Origin of the sequence: Blautia massiliensis (ex Durand et al. 2017), assembly GCF_001487165.1 — a bacterium.
Classification (GTDB): domain Bacteria; phylum Bacillota; class Clostridia; order Lachnospirales; family Lachnospiraceae; genus Blautia_A; species Blautia_A fusiformis.
Genome location: NZ_LN913006.1, coordinates 2,989,802 through 3,012,876, shown reverse-complemented (window position 1 = coordinate 3,012,876; position 23,075 = coordinate 2,989,802). Strand labels below are relative to the sequence as shown.

Sequence of the window (23,075 nt, the reverse complement as noted above, 5' to 3'; positions counted from 1 at the left end):
TCAAAAAAAAGATTCTGTTCCTTCTATACATACGATGTATGGATATCCGGAACAGAATCTTTTTTATCACACATACTTACTTCACAACAGTATTTACTGTTACTGTATTTCCGTATTTATCTTTTGAGACAAGTTTCAGAGCAGTATTCTTTTTTTGCTTCTTTATTTTAATAACGTACTGTTTCTTTTTGTTTACGGATGATACACCCAGCTTTGTCTGTTTTCCGGAACGCCGCGCATAGGCAATAACTGTCTGGCTACCTGATGCAGTTCCGCTTATAGCTGTACTTCTTGATGTAACAGCTCTGCATGAAGGACGGTTGATGCCGGTCCATCCTTTGCAGCTTTTTACATATACCGCCTGAACCTTTCCGTTTTCACAAAATGTATTCTTTTTCATGACCGGTATTACAGATGCATATGCATAAACACCATTCCCCGTATTTTTCTCCGCACGGTTTCCTGATACTTCGGATACTTTTGATTTCCAGAGCAAAATACCACTTTTTGCATTTGATGTCACACGATTGCTTTTTACCCTGACTCCGCCTACCACATACTCAATTTTCACGCCATGATTTTTGTTGGATAAACAGGTATTACCAAGAACATTATTGTTCTTTCCTGCATTTACACGTATTCCCGAGCCGGCCGTTGATTTAACAGTATTCTTCTGTGCAGTGGATGAAGTATTTACAGATTGCAGATAAATTCCATCTCCGCCTGCTCCGGAAACAGTATTCTGCTCTACAAGATTTCTCTGTTCTGATCCTGCTGCATAGACAGAACCGGAGAGATAAATTCCCGTATTTGCAGTTCCGGACACTGTATTCCTGCTGATAACGCTTCCTCTGGAATCCTGGGCATAAATCCCAAAATTGGAATATGAAGAAGTTTTTTTCATTGTTACCTGATTATCTGTTACGGTATCTGTGTCAGTAAGAGACATGCTGATTCCGTTTCCATATCCGCTGATCTGATTATCTTCTACAGTCACACCTTTCACCGGATATATCTTTTTAGGGAGCACAGCTCCATCTTTTTTCATATTATAGCCTGAAACTTTTATACCACTGCAGATCCATGCAATTCCACCAATGCTGGTAGTTCTGGCAAGACTGATGTAGTTTCCTGCCACACGAAGATTCCTGTTTTTCAGCATGTCCGGCCCATCATCATAGCCTGGCGTCTGGTGTGTATTGCTGCTCACAGAAGAAATGTCCACTCCATTTCCCACATTTACCATGGTATTATTTTCTGCTGTAGAATCTTCATAATTCATAAACCTTATACAGCGTTTTTTTACATTATGGAAAGTATTATTCGTAACTGTGATCCTTTTATATGTTTTTCCGGACATCATACTGTGCGTTCCCAGCCCTGTAAAGACATCTTCAAACACATTTCCATCGATCACAAAATCTTCACAGGTCGTTCCATCATAAGGTCTGTACTGCGGAAAAACATTGCTCTCATCTGTACAGCAGTCGATCTGAATACATTCCTGTCCGCCTTCCACATAATTCTTATAATAGCCACTGAATGTACAGCCTGTGATCTTGGCATTTTTCACTCCGCCAAATTCCAGAAAATGAGATTTCAGATTATTAAGAAATGTAGCATTTTTAATCGTAACATTCGTAGCATGTCCAATGCAAAATCCCACAAATCCGCCTGGAGCATCCTTATTTTCCACACACTGATAATTGTAGTCCCAGGTTCCTCCATCGATCACAATGTTGCGATATCCATCATATCCGCCTTCTGAATCTTTGGTATTTCCAAGACGGAGGATCAGATGTTTGGTGGTAGACGTTTTTGTAATATTAGCGTCTCTTGCATATAAGTACATATTACTGTACATGCAAAGTGTACCTGTCAGTTCATAATTTCCCGGTGGAATTATGATCTTGCAGGGATTTTCATCTGTGGCCTGATCTTTCAGTTCAAGAAACAGTGTATTCAGGGGTGCTGTGATATCCTGTCCTTCCTCAACTTCCAGAGTCACAGTCTGATAAGTTCCAAGTTCTCCATCTGAAGCATCTCCTGCGGAAAAATCCCCAGCAGCATTGGCATCATCTGTAAAATCAGCCGGTGCCTGACCTGCGCCTTCATCAGCTTTATTATTATCCGGCTCTGCGACGTTTTCTACATTACCGTTTTCCTGCTGAAGCTGAAGTTCTTCGGAACCGTTATCGCCGTTCTCCGTTCCTTCGGAAAAATCTGCCGGCAATTCTCCGCTGATACTGCCATCTGTTGTCTGAATATCCTCACTGCCAGCTTCCGTTGCTGCATTGTCAGAAATATTCTTATTTGTGTCAAAATCTCCATCTGTGCTTCCATCTGAAAATGTGTCTTCAGTTGAATTTTCCGATATTTCCTCATCCCCCGGTGCCTCTGATACATCCACTGCTTCTACAGCACCTGACTCTATTTTTGTCCAGGATGCCTGTGATGCAGGAACCACACTGCCATCGTTATCCAGCACAAGCGGATCCAGATCCTGTTCCGGCATATTTTCCTCTTCTTCAAGCTCCTCCTGCTGCTGCATTGCAGCTTCCTGAGCCCGAAGTTCATCCAGAGGATTTTTCACGTTTACAGTTATATTTTTTACATTTTTTCCGACAGACACTGCCTTGGCTGCCGTCGGAAAAGAAACTCCTGTGATTCCCAACGCAGCAGCAAGGATACAGGCCATTATTTTTCGTTTCATATTCCATCCACCCTTTCCTGTCTCCTTTATTATCCTTTCTTTTTCTTCAAAAATCAAGATTTACCCTGGATTTTTTCACTAAAAAAGGCTGCTGTGCCGCCGGTAAACCGGCAGGCACAACAGCCTTTAAAACTTCTGATCTGATCGGATTATTTAAGTGTAACCTTAGCTCCCTCAGCCTCAAGTTTAGTTTTGATGTCCTCAGCCTCAGCTTTGGATGCGCCCTCTTTAACAACCTTCGGAGCACCATCAACGATAGCTTTAGCCTCTTTAAGTCCAAGACCTGTAACCTCACGAACAACTTTGATAACTTTAACTTTGTTAGCGCCAACCTCTGTAAGCTCTACGTCAAACTCATCTTTCTCCTCAGCTGCCTCGCCTGCTGCACCTGCTGCTGCTACAACAACACCTGCTGCTGCGGAAACGCCGAACTCTTCCTCACAAGCTTTTACAAGGTCATTTAACTCTAATACAGATAATTCTTTGATTGCTGCAATAAATTCTTCTGTTGTTAATTTTGCCATTTTAATTTCCCTCCATTTATAAATTTTAATTAATAATCATGCGGTCGTTATGCCGCCAATTGCACGTTGCTGGGATTACTCAGCAGCTGCTGCGTCAGCTCCGCCATTCTGCTCTGCGATCTGATTAAGCACACGAGCGAAGTTTGCGATCGGAGACTGCATGCTTCCAAGCAGTTTTCCAAGAAGTTCCTCTCTTGAAGGAATTGTGGACAGTGCCTGAATTCCGGCCTGATCATTGTAGTTACCTTCAACTACACCTGCGATCAGCTCCAGTGCCGGGAACTGTTTTGCATATTTAGCAAGGATTCTTGCCGGAGCAGTTGCGTCTGTCTCGGAGATAGCGATCGCATTTGTGCCATGTAAATGATCACTGAGGCTCTCAAATGCTGTACCCTCGAATGCACGACGCATCATGGTATTTTTGTATACCTTGTACTGAACACCAGCTTCTCTTAACTCTTTACGAAGAATTGTATCCTGCTCAACTGTAAGACCGCTGTAGTTTACAAGTACAACAGACTGTGCGTCTTTAATGCTGTTAGAGATCTCTTCTACGATTGGTTGTTTCAGTTCTACTTTTGCCATGAAATGGTACACCTCCTTATAGATTTTGTATACCGCCGTCGCAATAAGTCAATCTGTTTTAAAAAAAGACCTTACTGCTTCGCAATAAGGCCTTGTGTAATCTTAACTCAGAATACTTGGACCTCGGTAGGCGTTTTGATCCTTATGCCTTACGGCACCTACTGTCTTCGGCAGCGTTCTTAGGTACAATACCATAACAGTGCCGGGTGTGTCAAGTATTTTTTAAGATTTTTTCAAAATTATTTAGTACCAAAAATACGGTCTCCGGCATCTCCAAGTCCCGGGCAGATGTAAGCGTTCTCATTGAGCTCTCTGTCAAGGGAACCACAGTAGATCTGTACATCCGGATGTGCCTCGTGAAGACGTTTCAGTCCCTCCGGAGCTGCGATGATGCACATGAACTTGATGTTCTTTCCACCCTGTTTCTTAACAAAATCAATGGCAGCCTCACCGGAACCGCCGGTTGCAAGCATCGGATCAACGATAACCGCGATACGCTCATCAATAGACTCCGGAAGTTTACAGTAGTACTCATGCGGCTCATGTGTCTCAGGATCTCTGTAAAGACCTACATGTCCCACTTTGGCAGATGGCACCAGTGTCAGGATACTGTTTACCATTCCAAGACCTGCACGGAGTACCGGGATAACAGCCAGCTTCTTACCGGCGATCATAGGTGTCCTGCATGTCTCGATCGGTGTCTCCACTTCCACTTCCTCTGTAGGAAGATCACGAAGTGCCTCGTATCCCATAAGGATGCCGATCTCCTCCACCAGTTTACGGAACTCATTTGTTCCTGTGTTCTTGTCACGGAGCATTGAAATTTTGTGTTTGATCAGCGGATGATCCATAATATAAACATTTTCCATTGTGATTTCCTCTCTTGTTCCGACGCAGCCGATACGCCTGCCACATCTGTGATTTTTTATCTTATTACATTATAATATATATAGTGTTTTTCCAAAAGGGGGAGTTTTACTTTTGAAGTTTTAATTCTCCGTCTCCGGCAGCAATAGCCTGATCGATCGCCCAGGCAACTCCAAATTCCTGGTTGGTCTTTGTTATATATTTTGCCACCTCTTTGATCCCGGGAACGGAATTTCCCATGGCTACCGTGGCGCCGAAATCCATGGACAGCATGGAATAATCATTAAAGCTGTCCCCAAGCACCATTACCTCATCCATTGTATATCCAAGAGATTCTATATATTCCTTCAACACAGGACCTTTCTGGGCTCTGACTTCCGTCACCTCCTGGTTCAGGATAAAGGAAGATGCCACCGCAAGCTCAGGATTCTGTCCAAGCTTCTCCCCGATCTCCTGAAGCATATCCACATCTCCTGCAAAAATAAAGATCTTGTACACAGGCGTCTCACATTCTTCCAGAGAACGGATATCTGAGATTCCTCTGGTATTTCCGGCAATCTGCAGGAACTGAGCAGAGTTACGGATCTTTTCATCGCTGTCATTTTTGTCCATATGGAAAAGTCTTATCTGGCGGATAATACCATCCTCGATCTCCTTCTTAGTTCCAAGCCGGTAATCATACCTGTCTGTAAAAAATATAACAGATACAGGATATTCTTTAAGTTCCTCATAGACCTCCTCGCAGAGATCAATGGGGATCGGCGTACGTTTCACTACTTCTCTCTGTGGGTTTCTCACCTCTGCTCCACTGCTTAAGATGTAATCACAGGTAATATCTGTATCCTTCAGTGCGTCCATGGCTCCACGGAAATTACGTCCTGTAGCCACCATAAAACGGATTCCCGCATCACAGGCACGTTTAATGGCAACCTGAGTTTCCGGTGCGATCTTATGGTCATCCCCAAGAAGGGTTCCGTCCATATCACTGGCGATCACTTTTATCATAAGTTCCTTCTCCTTTGAGCATTTTAATCTTCTGTGAGAAATTATAGCTTACAGGAACCGGAATTACAAGATGGGACAGATAAAGCGGGCATTTATATTCCCCTTTGCTGCCACCATGTCCTGTGATATAATTCTTTGCATATATTTTCTTATTATATTATTTCATTCTGATGGAGGAATCATGCTAAAAAAATCATATATATACCGGACCTTCACCCGGCTTTTATCTGTCACGCTGCTGATCAGTTTCTGTTTTCTTTTTGCCGGATGCGAACAAACCCAAACCAACACTGATGAGCAGGAACCTGTCAGTGTTTCTGATTTTAAACTGAACACAGTTGTTGATATCAAGATCTATGATTCCAGGGACAGATCTCTCCTTGATGACTGTCTCTCTCTCTGCGACAGATATGAGCTTGTTTTCAGCCGTACCAATGAAGACAGTGAACTGTACAGACTGAACCACAGAGAAGACCAGGGCCAGGAATCCGGCAGTTTTCCTTATAAGATAAGTACAGATCCTGATTCACAGAAGGAAACCTGGATGATTTCCCCCCAGCTTGCAGATCTTCTGGATGAAGGACTTGCCTTTACCAGGGAATCCGGAGGTGCTTTTGATATTGCCATTGCGCCTCTTACCTCTCTGTGGGATTTTACCGCAGAAGATCCCCAGGTACCGGCAGACAATGATATCCAGACAGCACTGCCACTGTGCAGCTCTGATGGCGTAGAGCTTAACGGGCAGAAGCTTACTCTTCCTTCTCCCGACACTGCCTTTGACGTAGGGGCTATTGCCAAAGGCTATATTGCCGACCGCATCAGTGAATACCTGAAAAAAAGCGGCGTAAAAAGTGCCATCATCAATCTGGGCGGCAATGTTCTCTGTATTGGAGGACGGCCTGACGGAGAGCCATTTAAGGTTGGCGTTCAGAAGCCTTTTGCTGACCGCAATGAAACGGCTGCTGTAGTGGATATCAACGGACGTTCAGTTGTTTCTTCGGGAATCTACGAACGCTGCTTTAAGCAGGACGGAAAACTCTATCATCACATCCTGGATCCACACACCGGATATCCTTATGATAACGGTCTGATCTCCGTCACTATCATTTCTGACCGTTCCGTGGACGGCGATGCCTTAAGCACCACCTGCTTTGCACTGGGCCTGAAAAAAGGTCTTGCCTTCGCAGAAAAAAAAGGTGTCCAGGCTGTCTTCATCACCAAAGACTATGAGCTTCACTATACAAAAGATTTCCAGAAAAAAATAAAAGTTTCACAGGTCGACTGATCTGTGAAACTTTTATCTGTAATAGTATCTGCTGCTCTTTTTAATTAGGTGTGATCATATCCGGCCAGGACAGGATTTCCCTAGAGATGATCTCTTCGTAATCACCTTCCACATCCTCACTTCTTCCGGCTGCAAACACATTGGTCTCAGCACCCCATACACTGTCCTCATACTCCCATACGTGGAACTTCAGCCCGCGGAACATAAAATCAATGCTTCCGCAGCCATCCTCTTCCGTATACTCAAATGGGATCTTCTTGGTATTCAGTGCTTCCTGCACTTTCTGTAAACGCATATACTCTCGCTCCTTCCACGCCGAAAATCTTTCTTTATATCAAGTATAGCATGTTGTGATTTTCGACACAAGGAAAGGATGAAAGTGGCTGTGAGCTACGGATATCTCAGGCCCAGTAGAGTCTCATTCCAAACTCATGGCTCATACGGTCCGGATGCCCATCAACTCTTGAAAGCAAAGTACAGATATCCTGATAGGTATTCTTTGCCATACATTTACCGCTATTATCAGAAAGAATTAGTGTAAGGTTCCACTTCTTGCCTTTTCCGTATTCTTTCTCAAAGGTTTTTACCATGACACGGCTGTCTGCCGGAACTTCTGCTTTAACACTTCCCTTTTCCACCAGTTCTCCGTTCAATGTTTCTGTAATGATCCATGTAAGTTCACACTCTCCCAGAGCTCCATCTGTATCATTTACAATATACAGACTGTCCAGATAATCTTTGTGCTTTGCAAAAGCACCCACTGGTGCGTTGCTTTCCAGTATAGCCTGAAGACCCTTTTTGGGAATTCCCCACCAGTCATATAATCCGTAGAAGCTCTGAGGACACAGATCGATAAACATAAACTGTATATATCCTGAGCAAGGTTCATATTTCTGGATCCTGTAATGCTCTGTATAATATTTCAGAAGCTTATACTGATATTCCTGGATCTTCGGGATATCATCCACCAGTTTTTCCAGACGATGATATACCGCCGGAACAGTTTTCAGATTTTCACTGCTGCCCGGTGCATCAAATCCGTACTCTGTATTCAGCTTTTCTGTCTGCTCATAAATATCTGCATATTCTCCACCGCATAAAGAACCCAGATAATTATGGCTGTCCCCGCTAAGCAGATCGTCTTCGCAGAAAGAACCCTTGATGATCGGTCTGCCCGGATCCATCTTCTGTACTTCCCTGTACAAAGCAGGTCCCGGATTTTCCTCCATAAATCTCCTTCTCACATTTCCATCCGGATCAATACATCCCGGTTCATTCATAATGATCCAGCAGATCAGAGACGGATGATGCTTCAGAAGTTTCACATTTTCTCTGTAAACATCTGCAAATCTCTGCGCCCATTCATCTGTTGAAGGATGCGTCCAGTTGTACTCCGAATCCTGAAAAACTGCAATTCCCAGCTCGTCACACAGATCATAAAAAACTTCCTGCTCTGTGTGGACATGTACTCGTACCAGATTAAAACCTGCCGCCTTTACATTAAGAAGATCTCTCAGGTACCGTTCCTTTGTCATTGCAGAAATATAACAATCCGGAAAATAAGAGGTTCCTCTTATATACAGTTTCCTGTTATTAAGCCAGAATCTTGTTATTTTTTCATTACGCTCAATCTGAATGTCCCGAAAAGCAAAATTCGTTGTTCTGCTGCTCAGTATGTCTTTTCCCCTGCTTAACGTAAGTTCTGCCTGATACATCCAGGGATAACCATGATCCCATGTGGACCACAGTCTGACATCTTCCACTTTAAGCTCACATTTAAAACCTGTCTCTGCTTTCTCTGCCATTATCTGAACAGTTTTTTCTGCCTTTATAAGACCGGACTCTTTTTCCCGGATCTTTACATTAAAATCATATGTCTCCCCGGATTTCAGACCTCGCGCTTCAGTTTCCACATATACGTCTGCTTTCCTTACATCCGGATCCAGTTCATACTTCAGATCTGTCTGATCTTCCAGAACACCTTCTTCTGTCAGGATCAGTTCCACTTTTCCGTAGATTCCTACAGGATTTACATCTCTCTGGATAAATGTATCAGAATGTTCGTAGGTACCTTTTACCATATTTCTTTTTACCAGGTGGGTTCTGGAATCCTGTGCATCCAGCTCCACCTCATCATCCCATGGAGAACTTACCTTTACAATGAGATAATTTTTCTCTCCAAAAACAAGCTTATCTTTTACATTAAAGGAAAATGGAGCGGAATATCCTTCATGCTCTCCAAGAAATTCTCCGTTAATCCATACTTTTCCATAATAATCAACATTGGTAAATTTAAGGACAGCATCCGTAACTTTCTGATCCGGAACTTCAAACTCTGTTTTGTACCACCAGGGCGCCTGATTGAAATATCTCAGTTCACGCCCGAAATATGGCTGTCTGGCATAGATAAGCTGCAGATGTTTCAGTTCCTCCAGTTCCTCCCATTCAGACACCTGGGAACCTACGGAAGTATCTGCTTCCCTGGCAGCATAAAGCCCGATCTTTTCCCCTGTATCATGAACATCCTGCAAAATTTTCCATCCTTGTTTCAATTCAATCCTTGTTTCCATTTCAGCCTCCTAACTCTTGACCGCACCTGCAGCCATACCTTCGATTATGTTCCTGTTAAGAATAAAATACACGATCAGTGTAGGCAGGATCGATATTACGATCGCCGCAAATGTACTTCCCCAGTCCACTCTTCCGAACTGCCCCACAAAGTCATTCAGGCCAATTGGCAGAGTTTTCATATCAGAAGATGAGATAAACGTATTGGCATAGGTAAATTCATTCCATACAAAAACAAAATTGTATGTAAGAACTGTCATTGTAGTATTTTTAGCCATAGGTACCACGATCTTGCGGAATGTGGTTCCCATTGTGGCACCGTCAATAACTGCCGCTTCCAGAAGAGAATCCGGCATAAATTTAAAAAATCCGGTGTAAAGATAGATACACATTGGAAGTCCGAACCCGATCTGCGGAAGCACCAGTGCCCAGTATGTATTTCTCAGTCCGATCCTGTTATAAATCTGGAACATGGGTACAAGGCAGGAAAAAATAGGCACCATCATTCCAAACAGGAAAAATGCCATCAGTGCATTGGCATATTTTACCTTTACCTTACTGATCACAAATGCAACCGGGCATCCCAGGACTACGATGCCAAGAAGTGTGAGAACTGCCACAACCGTACTGTTAAGAAAATATCTTGGAATGGATGAGATCGTCAGTGCGCTGATATAGTTTCCAAGATAAAATCCTGATGGCAGGGCATACTGTGCAGTATATGTCATTTCATCCGGTGTTTTCAGACTGGAGCAGATAACCCAGAAAATAGGGTAGACCTGTATCATGACAAAAATAAGGATCACTACATAGAACACAGCACGAATAGGTATATTTTTTCTTGATTTTATCATTCTGACCCATCTCCTTTCGCCGATCCCAGGCATTTCTGTATAATCCCTACTGCTACCAGACATTCAATGACCAGAAAAACGGACAATGTACTTCCATAGCCAAAGTCAGCCGAATTAAAAGCGGTTTTATACATATAAGTTGCCACCATCTCTGTTGATCTGGATTTATTGTCAAGAATATAGAATACATCAAAGGTTTTCAGACAACCATTTACAAGCATTACAATGACAATGCTGAATATATTTTTCACCAGTGGAAGCTTTATGTAACGATACTGTTGAAAAACATTGCAGCCATCCATTGTAGATGCCTCGATCACATCCTTTGATATGGATACAAATGCGGAATAAAAAATGATCATGTACAGACCACAGTATTTATATCCATCGATCAGGGTTATGGTAATCAGCGCTGTATGGGAATTTGCCAGCAAAGCGATAGGTTCCATTCCCAGTTTTTCCATCACATAGCAAACCAGGCCCTGGGGCTGGACAGAAAGCATTTTGGAAAAAATCTGGCAGATCGCCATAGATGAAATGATACATGGAATAAAATAAATAACCCGCAGAATATTTCCACCTTTGGAAATATGTGTAAGCAAAATTGCCAGGATCAGTCCTGCACATAACTGGAACAAACTTCCCAATACAACAAATTTAAGATTATTTACAACAGCCTCACGAAATGTCTCATCCTGAAACATCCTCACATAATTTTCCAGTCCGATAAACTTCATATCACCGATTCCATTCCAGGAAAAAAGGCTGTAACCCATTGACCACAGAATTGGGATGATAACAGTAAGAATATATACGAACAGTGCAGGAAGAACAAACGGTAAAGGCTGGATTTTATTTCTGGGCTTCATATCCTCTCCCCTTTCATACGCAGATGCGGAATTTTATCTGCATCTGCGTATTCTCTCAGTTATTCTTCAGTGTCAAAATAATCAGATGCATACTGTTCTACAGCTTTGTCCATGTTTTCGCAGAACTCTTCAGGAGTTGATTCTCCCATTCCAAGGCTTGCCAACTCTTTTCTGTAAACCTCGTTTGTAGAAGGATCCAGACGAACATCCCAGCACTGGGCAAAAGTGCCGCAGTTCTCAAGATCACTTAAAATCTGCTGTGTAAGCTCCGGAAGCTTCTCCGAATCACTTGGCATCATGGATGGAAGCATATTGAACTCATACATTGCCGTATCAGCAAAATTATCCCATACATAACTGATGAAATCTTTCATCTCATCACTCATGGAATCCTTGAGAATGGCAGTTCCGATTCCACAATTCGCATAGTAATCATTTTCTCCTGTAGCGGTTCCTTCGCTGTCTACAGGAAGTTTGAACATGGAAATGTCATCTTTAAGATTTCCCTCATCATCTGTAAGATCCGGTGTATCCCATGTTCCGGTGTATAACATTGCCGCACCACTGTTCAGAAACAGATCCATCTGTGCGGTAGCATCTGAACTTGTCCATCCTTCACTGAAATACTGGGCTATATCCTGTGTATACTGGGCTGTTGCGATACCTGTCTCAGAATTAAATTTTTCTTTTCCCATTCTTGCATTGTCAATGAAGTCATTTCCTTCCAGTCTGAAAGCCTTAAATGCAGGATAACGCATGATCATGTCGTAATTTCCTGCGGATATCGGGGTCATTCCCGCATCTTTCAGCTTCTTGCACACATCCAGGAGGTCTTCCAGTGTCTGAGGTGTTTCAGTAATTCCGGCTTTTTCAAACATGTCTTTGTGATACCAGAAATACTCTACATTTCCCTGCCAGGTCATAAGGTAATTGCTTCCGTCACTGAGTTTCGGATAATTCAGTGCAATATCAAAGAACTTGTCTTTGATACCCAGTTCATCATAAAGGTCATCCACACTGTAGATCAGATCCTTTTTGCAAAGTCCTTCAAAAAATGCCTCCGGATCTGCGTCAAACCAGTCCGGCAGCTCATTGCTGGATGCAAGGATCTTGATCTTCTGAAGATATGTTTCTCTGTCTGCAATAGACTCTACATTGAATTCAAAATCCGGGTGATCTTTTTTATAATCTTCTGCAAGCTTCTTCAATGTTTTCAGTGCCGCATCTGTTTCGCCCCTGGCACTGATATAATTGATCACAAGTGGTTCGGAATCCTCTTTTTTATCTGCCCACACATTCATCATGCTGAATGAAGAGAGACACATCATTGTGGCAAGTGTAGCAGCCATCACTTTTTTTAATTTCATTTTCGTCCTCCTTTTGGTACATTTCTATTCATCCGGATTGAATATTTTGTTCCGCTTTCCTTATCGATGAGACCATTATATTAAATCCGTCCGGAAAAATACATGGAAAATCTTCGCTGTACCTGGAATATTTTCTCCAATCTTTCCCCCACACTTGTGAGAATTTTTCCCTTATTATATAATGTAGCCAATAAAACCAGAGGGGGGATTCCATGATAGAAAATCTGAAAAAAAAGGTGTTTCACTTATTTTTAGGAATCAGTCTGAAACGCAGGCTTTTTATTACATATCTGCTGCTCAGTTCTCTGATACTCATGCTTACTTCCGTGTTTTTTTATACTGCATCCAAAAAAGTACTGATCAAGCGTGCCGCACTTTCCAGTCAGCAGCAGCTATCCCTGATCACCAGCAACCTTGGAGAAAAGATCGATAATATATCAAACTATGCCATCACCCTTTCCATCAACAGCAATATCGCCGATGTTTTAAAAGAAAATCCCACAGTTCCCGAAAACACACTGGAACATTTTCTGGTAAATTCCGAGCTTACAGAACAGGCCCAGCGTATCATCGGACTTCACAAAAACATCTATGCCTGGGATATCCTGGATACAGAAAACCACTGGTTTCACAGCAGTACCACAGAAACAGATCAGCTTGATTCCATTTTAGGTCCCGAAGTCCTTGACAGCCTTCAGACTAATCTGGCCTTTCAGTTTCTCGGACCCTTCCAGATAAGTGGGGAGCCAACCTTTGTAGCCTTAAAAAGTATTACAAACATTGATAACACCAAATATCTGGGCGCCCTGGTCCTTCTGATCAGAGAAACAAATATTTCCTCTGCATTCCGCGACCTTCCGGACAGCTCTTCCAGGGATTTCTATATTACTGATGAAAATGGACAGATACTTTCCTCTTCTTCATCCGGAGGTATTTATAAAGACTTCTCATCCTATACAAAAATCAGTTCAGAGAATTATAAAACCCTGACAGAAACCGACAGGCAGTTTTTTTCCGTAGACGGCACTGACACTCTTTTTATCTGCAAATCCTATCCTGACCTGAACTGGAATGTGATCAACCTGATTCCTCTGGAAAGCCTGACTCTGGATCATATGGTGATCCTGCACAACATTCTTCTGATCAGCATTGTAGTGTTTATTTTATCTGTATTTTTTTCCATATTATGTACAGGTACTGTCACCGCACCTATACAGAAACTTGTAGAAAAAATGAAATCTGCGTCTGCCGGAAAGCTGAATATTTCTGCCAGTTACTCTTCAAATGATGAACTTGCAGTTCTCTATAACCAGTTTAACCTTATGATGCAGAAGATCCAGACATTACTTAACGATATCTATGAGGAACAAAATGCCAAACAGAAAATGGAAGTACGTCTTTTACAGTCCCAGATCAATCCCCATTTTCTTTATAATACTTTAAACACCATCAAGTCTCTCATAGAACTTGACATGAATGATACTGCAGTAAAAGCAGTGTCTTCCATGTCATCTTTCTACAGAAACTCTCTTTCAAAGGGACAGTTTATCATTCCTCTGCGCCAGGAGCTGCTTCTTACAGAACAGTATCTTTATATCCAGAATCTGCGGTATATGGATTTTGTTGATTACGAGATCACCTATGAGCCGTCCTGGGAGGATCATGGGGCAGAGATACCCAAGCTGACCATACAGCCTGTTGTGGAAAATATTTTTGTCCACGGACTTACCAGCCAGATATGCCATATTCACTTAAATGTTTCTATCAGAAATGGTACCATCTGTATTTCTGTTTCTGATAATGGTTCCGGTATCCCGCCGGAAAAACTTGCCGAACTTAACCGTTCTATCAGAGACTTCAAAACTGCCCGACATTCTTTCGGGCTTCCAAGTATCAACCACAGGATTGCTCTTCTCTACGGTGAGAATTACGGACTCACCATCGAAAGTTCACCTGAAAAGGGAACCACTGTAACCATAGTAATACCTGACAAAAAAATCTGATTGAGGGGGAAATATAAATTGAAAACACTCGTAATTATTGACGATGAAATTTTTTTCAGAAAATCTCTGATCAATTTTCTTGAAAAACAAAACATTTATAACATTGCAGGGGAAGCTAATAACGGACAGGCCGGAATCCAGCTTATTGAAAATGTCAAACCCGATATTGCCCTTGTGGATATATCCATGCCGGTTATGAGCGGTCTGGATATGATTGCAGCTCTTGGAACAGACTGTCATACCAGATTCATCCTTTCCACAGGATACGAAGATTTTGACTATGCCAAAAAAGCCATCTCTCTTCAGGTCCGCGGATACCTCCTGAAGCCACTGGATCACCGGGAGCTTATGGAGACACTCCAGAAAGTAAGTGACGAGATCGATCAGGAAAATTCCAGAAACAGTTATGTGAATAATTATTTTCAGTTCCGCGATCTGTATACACGACAAATGCAGCTTAATTTCTTCCAGAAAGTGATCAGCGGAACAACCATTTCCCCGGATGATCTGGAAAAAATTCCGGTTCATAAAACTTCCGATTATCTTACCATTCTTATGGAGATCCACAATGCCAATCCGGAAATATGGGATGAAAAAGGTGATTTTTCTCTGCTCCACACCATCCTGGAAAATATATGCAGGGAAATCTTACAGCCTATGTGCAAAGAGCTTATTTACATTGACTATTCTCAGATGAGACAGTATATCATCATGGAAAAAAGCTCTGATTTTTCTTTTACCGATCTGGAACAATCCTGTCTCAGACTTGCCGGGATATATGATAATATCGCACAGATTTCCACTTTTTTCTGCTGTGGAACACCTCATGAAGGCGTGGAAGGAATCCGCTATTCCTATGAAGAGGCTCTTTCTGTTTTTCATAACAGAACTGCGTCTTCTTCCGGATTTCTTTATTTCACGCCCCAGTCCCATTCCGGTGATTTTACATTAAAGCCTCTGGTTTATAATGATATCCTGATCTTTCTGCGCCAGCAAAATTCACCGGCTCTCTGTAAATATATTGATGAATATTTCAACGATATCATCACCAAAAAAATCCATATCCGGCAGACCTGGAGTGTAGCTGCTGCTTTTCTTACTGTACTTGACGGTTTTATCACGGAGTGCAGTCAGCGTGAAACGCTTTTTCCTCTTCTGGAAAACGCCCTGAATACTTACCAGAACTGCCAGAGTGCCCTGCAGTTAAAACAACTGCTCCAGTCTACCTGCAAGGCAGTTCTGGATTCTCTTGCTGATGAAAAAAATCCGCGGAAGTCAGCTCTTGTATCCCAGGTTCAGGAATATATCTGTCTGAATTTTAATCAGCCGGATCTTCGTCTTGAAACCATTGCTTCCCATTTTTTTGTCAATCCCCAGCATCTCTCTACTGTATTCAGTCAGGAATCCGGAGTTACACTTACCTCATATATCAATGTCTGCCGCATGAAAAAAGCCAGACAGTTTCTTCTGGAAGACAGCCCTTCCATTCAAAATGTAGCTTCTTTATGCGGATTTTCTGATTCCGGATATTTCAGTAAATGTTTCCGGAAATATTACGGAATCTCTCCAAAAAACTTTGTATCCCTGACTGAAAAGAACAGTTATCCAGGTTCTATCGGCATATGATCTTTATCTCATTAAAGCGTAACGTTTCACCGCTTCATCTTATTAAAATTACATTTTACTCTAACATATGTTTTATGTAAAATGCAAGTTCTTTTTATTGTGCAATATCCCGGAATGTGTTAAGATAAAACCTGCGACTTTATACAAATAGCAGTTTACCATACTGCAATAATGAGGTGAGTTATGAAAGAAAGAGAAAAACTTGGATCCCGTCTGGGATTCATTCTGATTTCTGCTGGCTGTGCCATCGGAATCGGAAACGTCTGGAAATTCCCTTACATGGCCGGACAGGGCGGTGGCGGCACATTCGTACTGTTTTACCTGATCTTCCTGGCCCTTCTTGGACTTCCTGTTATGACTATGGAGTTTTCTGTTGGACGTGCCAGCCAGAAGAGTCCTGTCAAAGCATATTACGCACTGGAAAAACCAGGACAGAAATGGCACATCCATGGATATATCACTCTGATCGGATGTTATCTCCTGATGATGTTTTACACCACTGTTACAGGCTGGATGCTGAATTACTTCTATATGACAGCCACCGGTAAATTCCAGGGACTTGATTCCGACGGTGTTGCAGGACAGTTTACCAACATGCTTGGCCAGCCCGTTACTATGGGATTCTGGATGATCGTTGTTGTTATTGCAGGTGTTTTTGTCTGCTCCCGCGGTCTTCAGAACGGCCTTGAAAAAGTTACCAAGGTTATGATGATCTCTCTTCTGGTGATCATGGTTGTTCTTGCCATCAACAGTTTTACCATGGATGGTGCCAAAGAGGGACTGAAATTCTACCTGATCCCGGATTTCGAGCGTATGAAAGAGATCGGTATTATTTCTACCATTACCGGTGCTATGAACCAGGCATTCTTTACTCTCAGCCTTGGTATCGGTGCTATGGCTATCTTCGGAAGCTACATCGGAAAAGATCATGCACTGCTTGGTGAATCCATGAATATTGCGCTTCTGGATACTTTTGTTGCGATCACCTCCGGACTTATTATTTTCCCGGCATGTTTCACATTCAATGTTGACCAGACTTCCGGACCGAGCCTGATCTTCATCACACTGCCGAATATTTTCAACCACATTCCGCTTGGAAGACTGTGGGGAAGCCTGTTCTTCATCTTTATGTCATTTGCAGCTTTCTCTACCATCCTGGCTGTATTTGAAAATATTATTTCCTGCGGTATGGAGCTTACCGGCTGGAGCCGAAAAAAATCCAGTCTTGTAAATGCCATCGCCATCATCCTTCTGTCTCTGCCATGCGTACTTGGATATAATGTATGGTCCTGGGACTGGCTCAAGGTATTCGGCGGCGCAATTCTCGACCTTGAAGATTTTCTGGTAAGCAACATTCTGCTCCCGCTTGGTTCTCTTGTATACCTGCTTTTCTGTGTTTCCAAACGGGGCTGGGGCTGGGAAAACTTCACAGAAGAAGCCAACACCGGAAAAGGCATGAAGATCCAGAAATGGATGCGCGGATACATCACTTATATCCTGCCGCTGATCATTCTGTTTATCTTCTTCTTTGGTCTGTACGATAAGTTTTTTGCATAAAATAAAACACCCCTGACGGATATCGTATGTGATTTACACACGCGATTTCCATCGGGGGTGTTTTTGTTGAGTCAGGCGGATATTCACAGCCTGCATTCTTCCCGATACAAGCAAGTCCCCTCACCGCGTATTGCTTTTCGTAATTGAAGCAGGGAACTTACTTGATTCAGTTAAGAATTTTACCTGCCTAGCAGCTCCAGTACTTCCTCTCTGCTGATCAAAGCCTGGCCGATTCCCTCTCCGCTTAAGATTTCATCAGCCAGTTCCCGTTTTCTTTCCTGAAGAGCCCGGATTCGTTCTTCTATGGTGTCTTTCATAAAGAGGCGGTAGACACTGACAACGTTCTGCTGACCGATGCGGTGGGCACGGTCTGTTGCCTGATTCTGCACGGCAAGATTCCACCAGGGATCGTAGTGGATCACAATATCTGCCGCAGTAAGATTTAAGCCTGTTCCTCCTGCTTTCAATGAAATGCAGAAAACAGAAGTATCGTCCTCATTAAATGCATGTACCATCTGCGCCCGTTTTTCCTTGGAAGTCGATCCGGTCAACATATAAAAAGGAACTTTTGCTTTTTTCAGACGGACAGCCAGCACATCCAGCATGGTAGTAAACTGGGAAAACAACAGGAGCTTATGTCCGCCATTCACCGCATTCTGAACCAACTCCATGCACATCTCCAGCTTGGAAGAATTCCCTTTGTATCCTTCATATACAAGTCCCGGATAACAGCAGATCTGCCGCAGCCTCGTGATCTCTGCAAGGATCTGCAGTTTAGAAGTGCGAAACTCCGCATCCGACTGCATCCCAAGCATCAGGCGAAGCCGTTCCGTATGGGCCTCATACAGCTCCTTCTGCTCGCTTTCCAACGGGGAAAACATATCTTTTTCCAGCTTATCCGGAAGATCCTTCAGCACATCCCTCTTCAATCTCCGCAGCACAAAAGGACGGATCATTTTCTGCAGACGTTCCATCGCATCGGAATTGCTGTACTGCACAGCTGGAAGCTCTATTTCCTTGCGGAATTTCTCATAAGAATACAAAAATCCCGGCATCAGAAAATCAAAAATACTCCACAGCTCACTAAGCCTGTTCTCCACCGGTGTACCGGTCAGCGCAAGCCTGAATTCCGACCGGATCTCTTTCACAGCCTTTGCCACCTGAGTTCCGTGATTCTTGATATACTGCGCCTCATCAATGATCTGCACAGCAAAATCCAGGTTCTGATAAGCCTTCAGATCCCGTTTCAGAAGGTCATAGGAGGTGATCAGAACCTCCCGTTCTCCCGCATTTTTGATCAGTGCTTTCCTCTCCTTCACATCACCAGTCACAACGGTAGCCGGAAGTCCCGGCGCAAAACGTTCGATCTCGTTCATCCAGTTAAACACCAGCGAAGCAGGCGTTATCACAAGGGCACGTCTGTTTTCTCCCGGCGCAGATTCCTGAAATTCTGACCAGAGAAATGTGATCACCTGGAGGGTTTTTCCAAGTCCCATATCATCTGCCAGGATCCCTCCAAACTGATTATGCTTCAGAGTTTTGATCCAGTAAAAGCCCTCTTTCTGATAGCCCCGGAGGATTTTTTCCTGCTCCCTGGGAATCTGAAATTTATGTTCTTCCATTGTCTGCATGTTCCGGATCAACGCACGAAAGGCATTGTCCTTCTCTACCTTGATCAGATCGCCGCCCTTCAGCTGACTGTCCAGATACATAGCACGATAGGCCGGAACCTGAGTCTTTCCTTTTTTCAGTTCACGATCACTGATCTGCAGTCCATTTTTCAGAGCAGAAAGCTCCCTGAGCTGACCATCGGAAACATCCAGAAAGCTGCCATCCTTCAGGCGAAAATATTTTTTCCTGCGATCGTACCTGGAAAGAATATCAAAAAGCTGCGCCTGATCCATCCCCTCCACATCCAGATCCAAGTTCAGAAGTCCGGCTGACAGAGAAACGCCAAGACGGATGTTTGGCAGCTTTGTCACCCTCATCTGTTTGATGGACTGGGAAATATAGACAGCTGCAACTTTCTGCATGGCGGGGATCCCTTCAGTAAGAAGCTGGTAGAGCTTTTCTTCGGAAGCTTTCACACTGTCGGGCTTCCCTGAACCTTCCCTGCACAAAGATTCCAGTTCCTCGGCACGACAATCCAATGCCAGCTCCATCCGCTGGTCATCATATCCGTTAAAATATTTTGACAGCAGCGCAAACACACCAAGCTCTCCCGGAATATCCCTGGTGCGGGCAGACACATCTCGGTCAAAAACCGAAAATTTATCCTTCCCGTAAACAGAAAATGCCTTACAGGTGATCCAGTCACGCTCCGGCGCATCCAGATAGATCTCATATGCAGCCTTGTAGCATTCAAGACCTGTTTCTTCCGGGAAATCCCTGAGATCACAGTGAAAAAATTTTTTCAGGGAAGGAAGCAGCTCACGCACAAACGCGGGCACATCCGGTTCATCAATAAAGCCTCGGCCTGCAGGAAGCCGCTCCAGACAGGCAACAAATTCCTCCACTGCTCCAAGCTCCTGCCTGGAAACCAGATATACCTTCGCATTATCAAAATACATATGATACCGTATGCCTGTCACACTGTATACCGGCGCGATCTCAAGAGATAACCCCTGATCCTTCTTCCGGATCATCAGCGTCCTGTCCGGAATTTCTCTGACAGAATGCCATGTTGTCTCCGGATCATTGTTCATTTTGAACTTGAAACTTTTTTCGCCAAGTATAAGAAGCAGATCCTCAAGTTCTTTTCTGTCAACGGTAAGATCCCTCACCTTTTCCACAGCTATATCCTTCAGCTGTTCATATCTGGACATGTAAGTGCCGTGATGATTCTCGACCCATTCCCGGATAAAGGCCAGCACGCTTCTGGATCCTTCTGAAAAGGCTTCATCGGAATGGATAAATTCCAGATTTTTTCCATAAGAAACCTTCTCATTATGATCCAGATTCCACACAAAGGCCAACACATCCTTGAGGATATATTTTTTCTCACAGCCAACGCGGAATTCCACGGTAAAACAATTTCTCACAGAATTAAATTTCAGGCAGGTTTCCAGCTCCACCCTGCCAAAATACGGATCCCCGGAAAACGGAAGCATACGGCTGTATAGCTGGCGATTAAGGAGGCTTTTCAGCTCAACGGTGGTTTTCGTTGCAGGCTGCCCTGGTCCGGATAAAGCAGCCGGAAATGCTGTTCCGCTGAATAACTCTGCCTGCTTCTGTTCCTCATCCTGCTGTCTGCGGATTTCCACACGCTCATAGGCCTTACGGTCTCCATATTCCAGAAGCACTGCCACGCAATGCTTACAGATCCCGGAATAGCTGCGAAAGGCCGGGCAGTCACAGTATGCTTCTTTTATGCGGTCCACTTCTGTATCATACTGAAAGCCTGTATTGTATACATTACGCCCACTTCCCTTCACTGCTGCAGATATTTTATCCACAGCTCCTTCCGACTTAATATCCAGCGACTGAATCCTCTTTCCGGTACGGTAAATATCAAGACCTCTCTGATATGCCGTTGTATTACAAAGTGCCCGTATGGCTGTTCGTTTAAGCATGCATCTTTCCCTTCTTTTCTTATCGCGTTTCTTCCATTATAAAAGGAGACCTGCACTGTGACAAGTCTCCTTATAGTACTCATTGATATCTCATTCCTGATCTGCCTATAGCATTTCCATAAAATCCCGCATCAGGTTCAGCTGCTCTGAAATGAATTGCTGCATCAGACGTTCCCGTCATACGTTGGTACAGATAACTTTCTCAGCAGGCTTTCCTTCTTGCTTCATCCTCTTTCCGCTCTTCTCCGACTTCTGTCATCAGATACGGATCAAGAACCTCTTCCAGCTCTTTCTCAGTCATGATCCCTTGTTCCAGAACAAGTTCCCGGACAGACTTGCCAGTTTTTACTGCAGTTTTTGCGATGGTTGCAGACGCCTTGTAGCCAATATGCGGGCAGAGAGCCGTTGCGATTCCTGCACTGCTTTCCATCAGGTCTTTGCAGTGTTTGCGGTTTGCGGTGATTCCTGTGATGCAGTTTACGATCAATGTATCCACTGCTTTTTCCAGAGTCGTAATGGATTCAAAAAGATTACAAAATACAACCGGCTCAAAAGCATTCAACTCCAGCTGTCCGGCTTCTGCCGCCATGGTAATAGTGGTATCATGTCCTACGATGTGGAAAGCAACCTGGCTTACTACCTCCGGAATGACCGGATTTACCTTACCTGGCATGATGGAAGACCCATTCTGCTTTGCCGGAAGATTGATCTCACCAAATCCGGTTTTCGGGCCGGAAGACATCAGTCGAAGATCGTTGCACATCTTGGAAAGATCCACCGCACAGGTTTTTACTACACCGGATACGGCAACAAAGCCGTCCAGATTTTCTGTTGCGTCAAAAAGATCCTCGGCCTGTTTCAGCGGATAACCTGTAATCTTTTCCAGATTTGGCACGATCTTATAAAAATAAGAATCGGAAACGTTGATAGCAGTTCCCACTGCAGTTCCTCCAAGGTTTACGGTGTACATTTCCCTGTGAGCCTTTTCGATACGTTTCCTGTCTCTGGAAACCATGGACGCATAACCGTGGAACACCTGACCAAGACGGATCGGAACTGCATCCTGAAGCTGTGTACGTCCCATAGTGATCACGTCATCGAACTCCTCTGCCTTTTTTGCAAGCTCCTTCTCAAGTCTTACCAGTGCTTTTTCCAGAGGTGCAAGAAGATCCAGAACGGTAAGCTTACCGGCCGTCGGGATCACATCATTGGTGGACTGCGCCATGTTTACGTGATCATTTGGATGGACCATTTTATAGCTACCCTTCGGACATCCGAGGATCTCACCGGCTCTGTTTGCGATCACCTCATTCATATTCATATTTGCGCTGGTTCCGGCACCACCCTGAATGGCATCTACGATAAATTCCTCAGCCAATTTTCCTGCGATCACTTCATCACAGGCTCTGACAATGGCATCTGCCTTATCCTCCGGAAGAAGCCCTGCATTATTATTAGTGATAGCTGCTGCTTTTTTAATCTGTGCCAGGTTCCTGATAAATACCGGATGAAGCTTTGTACCTGTAATAGGAAAATTCTGTTTTGCCCTTAAAGCCTGAACTCCGTAATAAGCCTCTGCAGGCACTTCCATAGTTCCGATCGAATCTGCTTCCAGTCTTGTTTCTGTTGTCATTTTGTCATCCCTCTTCTTTCTTCTGATCCTGTGCACATCTGATTTGC

Annotated in this window: 16 protein-coding genes and 1 other annotated feature; of the genes, 4 read left to right on the top strand and 12 right to left on the bottom strand. The window is 43.6% G+C overall.

The features are described from left to right. Positions 1 to 76: 76 nt before the first annotated feature. The 5 genes from BN3261_RS14845 to BN3261_RS14825 all read right to left on the bottom strand — a co-directional run bounded on the left by BN3261_RS14845 (position 77) and on the right by BN3261_RS14825 (position 5,694). Entirely contained in the window at positions 77 to 2,713 is a 2,637-nt protein-coding gene (locus BN3261_RS14845) for a right-handed parallel beta-helix repeat-containing protein (protein WP_199874131.1), read from the bottom strand. A gap of 149 nt (positions 2,714 to 2,862) precedes the next feature. Further along, entirely contained in the window at positions 2,863 to 3,237 is a 375-nt protein-coding gene (gene rplL, locus BN3261_RS14840; protein WP_015526302.1) for a 50S ribosomal protein L7/L12, read from the bottom strand. Positions 3,238 to 3,312: 75 nt separating this feature from the next. Next, positions 3,313 to 3,822, bottom strand: a complete 510-nt coding sequence (gene rplJ / locus BN3261_RS14835) for a 50S ribosomal protein L10 (RefSeq protein WP_021652200.1) — start codon at positions 3,820 to 3,822, stop codon at positions 3,313 to 3,315. Between the two features lie 52 nt (positions 3,823 to 3,874). Then, positions 3,875 to 4,011, bottom strand: a sequence feature (ribosomal protein L10 leader region). Between the two features lie 50 nt (positions 4,012 to 4,061). Next, the gene (gene upp, locus BN3261_RS14830) at positions 4,062 to 4,691 is read right to left on the bottom strand and encodes a uracil phosphoribosyltransferase (protein WP_059086661.1); all 630 of its coding nucleotides are present in this window, start codon (positions 4,689 to 4,691) and stop codon (positions 4,062 to 4,064) included. Between the two features lie 106 nt (positions 4,692 to 4,797). Next, positions 4,798 to 5,694, bottom strand: a complete 897-nt coding sequence (locus BN3261_RS14825) for a Cof-type HAD-IIB family hydrolase (protein WP_059086660.1) — start codon at positions 5,692 to 5,694, stop codon at positions 4,798 to 4,800. A 181-nt stretch (positions 5,695 to 5,875) separates the two neighbouring features. Here BN3261_RS14825 and BN3261_RS14820 point away from each other — a divergent pair, with 181 nt between their 5' ends. Further along, the gene (locus tag BN3261_RS14820; protein ID WP_059086659.1) at positions 5,876 to 6,979 is read left to right on the top strand and encodes an FAD:protein FMN transferase; all 1,104 of its coding nucleotides are present in this window, start codon (positions 5,876 to 5,878) and stop codon (positions 6,977 to 6,979) included. 40 nt (positions 6,980 to 7,019) lie between these two features. On the opposite strand, the gene BN3261_RS14815 is transcribed toward BN3261_RS14820, so the two are convergent. From BN3261_RS14815 to BN3261_RS14795, 5 genes are all read right to left on the bottom strand, one after another. Then, on the bottom strand, positions 7,020 to 7,274 hold the full coding sequence (locus tag BN3261_RS14815) for a hypothetical protein (protein ID WP_059086658.1): 255 nt from the start codon (positions 7,272 to 7,274) through the stop codon (positions 7,020 to 7,022). A 106-nt stretch (positions 7,275 to 7,380) separates the two neighbouring features. Next, positions 7,381 to 9,549 carry a glycoside hydrolase family 2 protein gene (locus tag BN3261_RS14810; protein ID WP_059086657.1) on the bottom strand — a complete coding sequence of 723 codons (2,169 nt, stop codon included), beginning with the start codon at positions 9,547 to 9,549 and terminating at the stop codon, positions 7,381 to 7,383. A gap of 9 nt (positions 9,550 to 9,558) precedes the next feature. Continuing rightward, complete coding sequence (locus tag BN3261_RS14805; RefSeq protein ID WP_021976595.1) at positions 9,559 to 10,401, bottom strand: carbohydrate ABC transporter permease; 843 nt, start codon at positions 10,399 to 10,401, stop codon at positions 9,559 to 9,561. After that, positions 10,398 to 11,270 (bottom strand): carbohydrate ABC transporter permease, encoded by an 873-nt coding sequence (locus tag BN3261_RS14800; RefSeq protein WP_015526310.1) that lies wholly within the window; start codon positions 11,268 to 11,270, stop codon positions 10,398 to 10,400. Before BN3261_RS14800 ends, BN3261_RS14805 begins: the two co-directional genes overlap by 4 nt. 59 nt (positions 11,271 to 11,329) lie before the next feature. Continuing rightward, positions 11,330 to 12,637 carry an ABC transporter substrate-binding protein gene (locus tag BN3261_RS14795; protein WP_059086656.1) on the bottom strand — a complete coding sequence of 436 codons (1,308 nt, stop codon included), beginning with the start codon at positions 12,635 to 12,637 and terminating at the stop codon, positions 11,330 to 11,332. A 212-nt stretch (positions 12,638 to 12,849) separates the two neighbouring features. Between BN3261_RS14795 and BN3261_RS14790 the strand changes: the two genes are divergently transcribed. From BN3261_RS14790 to BN3261_RS14780, 3 genes are all read left to right on the top strand, one after another. Next, on the top strand, positions 12,850 to 14,640 hold the full coding sequence (locus BN3261_RS14790; RefSeq protein ID WP_059086655.1) for a sensor histidine kinase: 1,791 nt from the start codon (positions 12,850 to 12,852) through the stop codon (positions 14,638 to 14,640). A gap of 18 nt (positions 14,641 to 14,658) precedes the next feature. Beyond that, positions 14,659 to 16,266 (top strand): response regulator, encoded by a 1,608-nt coding sequence (locus BN3261_RS14785; protein WP_059086654.1) that lies wholly within the window; start codon positions 14,659 to 14,661, stop codon positions 16,264 to 16,266. A 183-nt stretch (positions 16,267 to 16,449) separates the two neighbouring features. Further along, on the top strand, positions 16,450 to 17,823 hold the full coding sequence (locus tag BN3261_RS14780; RefSeq protein ID WP_059086653.1) for a sodium-dependent transporter: 1,374 nt from the start codon (positions 16,450 to 16,452) through the stop codon (positions 17,821 to 17,823). Between the two features lie 179 nt (positions 17,824 to 18,002). Here BN3261_RS14780 and BN3261_RS14775 read toward each other — a convergent pair whose 3' ends face one another. Both BN3261_RS14775 and BN3261_RS14770 read right to left on the bottom strand, forming a co-directional pair. Further along, complete coding sequence (locus BN3261_RS14775) at positions 18,003 to 21,395, bottom strand: DEAD/DEAH box helicase (protein WP_059086652.1); 3,393 nt, start codon at positions 21,393 to 21,395, stop codon at positions 18,003 to 18,005. Between the two features lie 202 nt (positions 21,396 to 21,597). Further along, a complete protein-coding gene (locus BN3261_RS14770) occupies positions 21,598 to 23,028 on the bottom strand; it encodes an aspartate ammonia-lyase (protein ID WP_059086967.1) in 1,431 nt (476 codons plus the stop codon). Positions 23,029 to 23,075 lie beyond the last annotated feature (47 nt).